At 56.2% G+C, this 4,658-nt stretch carries 5 protein-coding genes; all 5 read left to right on the top strand.

What is annotated here, in order from left to right; translation table 11 throughout:
- Positions 1-262 precede the first annotated feature (262 nt).
- Positions 263-1,453, top strand: a complete 1,191-nt coding sequence (locus KQI10_RS09005; protein WP_216567091.1) for an acetyl-CoA carboxylase biotin carboxylase subunit family protein — start codon at positions 263-265, stop codon at positions 1,451-1,453.
- A gap of 15 nt (positions 1,454-1,468) precedes the next feature.
- Positions 1,469-2,137, top strand: coding sequence for an amino acid ABC transporter permease (locus tag KQI10_RS09000; RefSeq protein ID WP_216567090.1), 669 nt, complete (start codon positions 1,469-1,471; stop codon positions 2,135-2,137).
- 8 nt (positions 2,138-2,145) lie between these two features.
- Positions 2,146-2,913 (top strand): amino acid ABC transporter ATP-binding protein, encoded by a 768-nt coding sequence (locus KQI10_RS08995; RefSeq protein WP_216567092.1) that lies wholly within the window; start codon positions 2,146-2,148, stop codon positions 2,911-2,913.
- Positions 2,910-3,707 carry a transporter substrate-binding domain-containing protein gene (locus tag KQI10_RS08990; protein ID WP_216567089.1) on the top strand — a complete coding sequence of 266 codons (798 nt, stop codon included), beginning with the start codon at positions 2,910-2,912 and terminating at the stop codon, positions 3,705-3,707. The genes KQI10_RS08995 and KQI10_RS08990 overlap by 4 nt, the downstream gene beginning before the upstream one ends.
- A gap of 207 nt (positions 3,708-3,914) precedes the next feature.
- Entirely contained in the window at positions 3,915-4,493 is a 579-nt protein-coding gene (locus KQI10_RS08985) for a hypothetical protein (RefSeq protein WP_216567088.1), read from the top strand.
- Positions 4,494-4,658 lie beyond the last annotated feature (165 nt).

Below are 4,658 nucleotides of genomic sequence, written 5' to 3'. Positions count from 1 at the left end.
GTGCGTCGCGCAGCGAATCTAATGAATCGATTGCCGGTGGCAATCGCACCACTAATACATCGGCTCTGCGGCGGGAGCAAGCAGCGGTCAGCGCCTCCTTAAGCCGCATTCTTTCTCCCTTTCTTGGCGGGACAAGAAAGGGACCGCCGGAGGCACCCAGCTGATGGGCGGACAGGGCTGAACTTCAGAATAAGCGAGCAGCGTTTCTTGTTCAATTATACTTGGGAAAGATAAGAGATACTATAGAGAGAAGGAATATTCCATGAAAAACTTCATTTTCATCTCCCCCAATTTCCCCATGACCTATTGGAAATTCTGCGCGGAGTTAAAGAAAAACGGTATGCGGGTGCTGGGCATCGGCGACAGCCCCTATGAAAACCTGCTGCAGGAGCTGCGGGACAGTCTGGATGAATATTATAAGGTATCCAGTCTGGAAAACTATGACGAGGTGTTCAAGGCTGTGGCTTTCTTCACCTTCAAGTACGGCAAGATCGACTGGCTGGAATCCAACAACGAGTATTGGCTCATGCGGGACGCCCAGCTGCGCACGGAGTTCAATATCACCACCGGTCCCAAAATTCAGGATATGCGGAAGATCAAGTTCAAGTCCGCCATGAAGGAGTATTACGCCAAGGCCGGTCTGCCCACCGCCAGATGGCACATTGTGGAGGGGCTGGAGGACGCGCTGGAGTTTGCCCATACCGTAGGTTATCCCGTGGTGGTCAAGCCGGACAACGGCGTGGGCGCCAACAATACCTATAAGCTGTCCTCTGACGAAGATCTGGAATTCTTCATGGAGCATAAGAACGATGAGGTCTATATCATGGAGGAGTATGTCCGGGGCTATGTGCAGACCTTTGACGCCATTGTGGATTCCAAGGGGCAGCCCCTGTTTGAGTCCGGCAACATTTCACCGAAATCCATTATGGATATTGTCAATGACAATTCCGACTCCGTGTATTATCTTGTGAAGGATGTGCCGGACAACATCCGCTCCGCGGGCCTGCGGACCATCAAGGCCTTCGGCGTCAGAAGCCGGTTCATCCATCTGGAATTCTTTGTGCTGACAGAGGATCAGGAAGGGCTGGGCAGGAAGGGCGATGTGCTGGGGTTGGAAGTCAATATGCGCCCCGCCGGCGGCTACACTCCGGATATGTACAACTACAGCCAGGAGACCGATGTCTATAAGATCTGGGCGGATATGGTCTGCTATGACAAGAACACAAAGCCTATCGGCGCCCACCATTTCTGCGCCTTCTACGGCCGCAGAGACGGCAACCACTATAAACTGGATGATTACGAAATCAGAATGAAGTATGTCGGCAACATTGTCATGAGCGGCCGCATTCCGGATGCCCTGTCCGGGGCTATGGCAAATCAGATGTATGTGGGCCGATTTGATACGGAAGAGGAACTGAACGCGTTCTACCGGGATCTTTCCGACCGCTTTTAATCAAAGGAGTATGCATTGAACGAAAGACTCATTCGGATCCTTCTGGAATCCTTCCCGAAGATCCTGCTGCCGGGACTGACCATGACCATCCCGCTGACGGTGATCTCCTTCTCTCTGGCTCTGGTTATCGCCGTGGTGACGGCCATTGTCCAGTTCGCCAATGTGAAGGTGCTCAAGCAGATCGCCCGGTTTTATATCTGGGTGGTCCGTGGCACGCCGCTGCTGGTGCAGCTGTATGTGATCTTCTATGGCCTTCCGAACCTGGGCATTATGCTGGCGCCCTTCCCCTCGGCGGTTCTGGTCTTCTCCATCAACGAGGGGGCCTATTGCGCCGAGACCATCCGGGCGGCGCTGGAATCCGTGCCCCGGGGGCAGCTGGAGGCAGGCTACTGCGTGGGCATGAGCTATATGCAGATTATGCGCCGCATTCTGCTGCCCCAGGCCATGCGCACGGCATTTCCCTCCCTGTCCAACAACCTGATCTCCATGGTGAAGGATACCTCTCTGGCCGCCAACATTACCGTTATGGAAATGTTCATGGTAACCCAGCGCATCGCCTCCCGGTACTATGAGCATCTGGCGCTTTATATCGAGGTTGCCCTGATTTATCTGCTGTTCTGCACGGTGCTGACCAGGCTGCAGAGCTGGGGCGAAAAGAAGCTGAGTTCTTACGGGGCGGTGTAAATATGGCGATGCTGGAAATCAAAAATATCCACAAGGCATTTGATGGACTGAGTGTGCTGAAGGGCGTCAGTCTGTCTGTGGAAAAAGGCGATGTAGTGGCCATTCTGGGCAAAAGCGGCTCCGGAAAGACAACGCTGCTGCGCTGCATCAACTTTCTGGAAACCGCTGATGACGGGGAACTGGTCTTTGACGGAGAGACGGTGCATCTGCACAACGCCTCCAAAAAGGACATTGCCCGCATCCGGAAGAAGACAGCCTTTGTATTTCAGAACTACAACCTGTTCCGGAACAAGACCGCTCTGCAAAATGTCACAGAGGGGCTGATCGTGGCCCGGAAGATGCCCAGGGCGGAAGCTGAAGCGCTTGGTATGAAAATGCTGGAAAAGGTGGGCATGGCCGATAAGGCCGCCAGCTATCCCAGCCAGCTTTCCGGCGGACAGCAGCAGCGGGTGGCCATTGCCCGGGGCCTTGCCACGGACCCGGAGATCATCCTTTTTGACGAGCCGACCTCGGCACTGGACCCGGAACTCACCGGCGAGGTGCTGTCCGTTATGCGGCAGCTGGCCCGGGAGGGCATGACCATGCTGGTTGTGACCCACGAGATGAATTTTGCCAAGAACGTCTCCTCCAAGGTCGTTTTTATGGAGGACGGCGTGATTTTGGAAGAAAGCAAGCCGGAGGATTTCTTCCGGCAGCCCAAGCAGGAGCGCTCCCGGGCATTCCTGCGCACCATTCTGGGAGAGGAAGCATCTCCCAAACAGGAGGAAACAGTATGAAAAAGTTCATTCGCATGACTGCTCTGGCCCTGGCCGCCCTTCTGATGCTGGCCGGGTGCGGCAAAAAGCAGGAGACCACCGGCGACCGGCTGGCCCAGATTCAGCAGAAGGGCGAGCTGGTCATTGCCATGGAGGGCAACTGGGCTCCCTGGTCCTTCCATGATGACAGCGATGCTCTGGTTGGCTACGATGTGGAAGTGGGCAAGGCCATTGCCGAAAAGCTGGGCGTGAAGGCAACCTTCGTGGAAGGGGAATGGGACGGCCTGCTGGCAGGCGTGGAGGCCGGACGGTATGACATGGTCATCAACGGCGTGGATATCACCGACAGCCGGAAGGAGACCTATGACTTCTCCACCCCCTATGCCTACATCAAGACCGCACTTGTGGTTGCCGAGAGCAACGACACCATCCATTCCTTTGAGGATCTGGCCGGGAAGACCACGGCCAATTCCATCGGCAGCACCTATATGGAGATGGCGGAACAGTACGGCGCCACCTGCTCCGGTGTGGATACTCTGGACGAGACCATCCAGATGGTGCTTCAGGGCCGGGCGGACGCTACACTGAATGCCAATGTGTCCTTCTTCGACTACCTGAACCAGCACCCGGACGCGGCTATCAAAATCGTGGCGGAGTCCGACGACGCCAATGAGATCGCCATCCCCATGCAGAAGGGCGACGACACCGCGTCCCTTCGGGAGGCTGTCAACAAGGCCATCGAGGACCTGCGCGCAGAAGGGAAGCTCACTGAGCTGTCCAACAAGTACTTCGGGTCCGATATCAGCAGTAAGTAAAAAACACCGCAGAGGCAAATGCTTCTGCGGTGTTTTTATGCAAAAAAGTCTCTGAAATCAGGTTTGCCCCATAAAATCCCCTCCAAAAGCGTCCGACCCCGGAAAGCCCCCGGAAAGCAATGCTTTCCGACAGGCCCGTTCCGGCAGAATCGGCGCCGAATTGGTGATATGCTGTGGAAGTATTCCATACACCAGGAGGGAAATGAAATGGGAAGAAGAATTTGGGTGCTGGCGCTGCTTCTGTCACTGGTAACGGCGGTGAACGCGGAAGGGGCCATTGCCTTTGGCAGCGGCGTGGAGGGCATCGTGTTCGCGGCGGATGGGGCCACCCCCATAGACCATCTTTTCGGCAGCTACCTTGCCGTTACCCCCGGGGAGCGGCTGGAGGAGGGGCTTTGCGTCCGCGCGGCAAAGAACACCCGGCTATATCTGCACTGCTCCGGGGCGGACGGAGAATTAAAGACTGCGCGGTTACAGATCGAGGGGGAGAAGACCGTATTTGACGGCACTCTGGAGCAGGCGGGCTGGATAGACCTGGGGACATTTTCACCCGGGACGTCGGAAATGCTGAATCTGTATCTGACGATGCCGGAAGATCTGAGCCCCCAGGGCCTCCGGGAATGGCTGAATATCAGCTGGCAGCTGGACACCCAACCGGCCCCTGTGCCCAAGACCGGCGACAATGTCCATATCCCCGCCGCCATCTTCACCGGCTCCCTCATGGGCCTGTGCCTCGCCATCGCCGCAGGAAAGAAAAAGCCCTCCCCGAAGGGGAGAACCTTGTGATCGTAACCAATGTGGGTTTGGATCCCGCTGGTTCGGTAGCGCTGGAATTTTGGTTTTCATTTTAGACGATAGCCCTGTCCACATTGGGGCTGGGTCCCTCCGGGGGCCCCTTTCTTGTCCCGCCAAGAAAGGGGGAAAGAATGCGGCTTAAGGGAGGCGCTGACC

Origin of the sequence: Pseudoflavonifractor sp. MSJ-30 (genome assembly GCF_018918045.1) — a bacterium.
Lineage (GTDB): Bacteria > Bacillota > Clostridia > Oscillospirales > Oscillospiraceae > Faecousia.
Note: the sequence above shows the minus strand (reverse complement) of the source record. Positions and strands in the feature narration are given on the sequence as shown.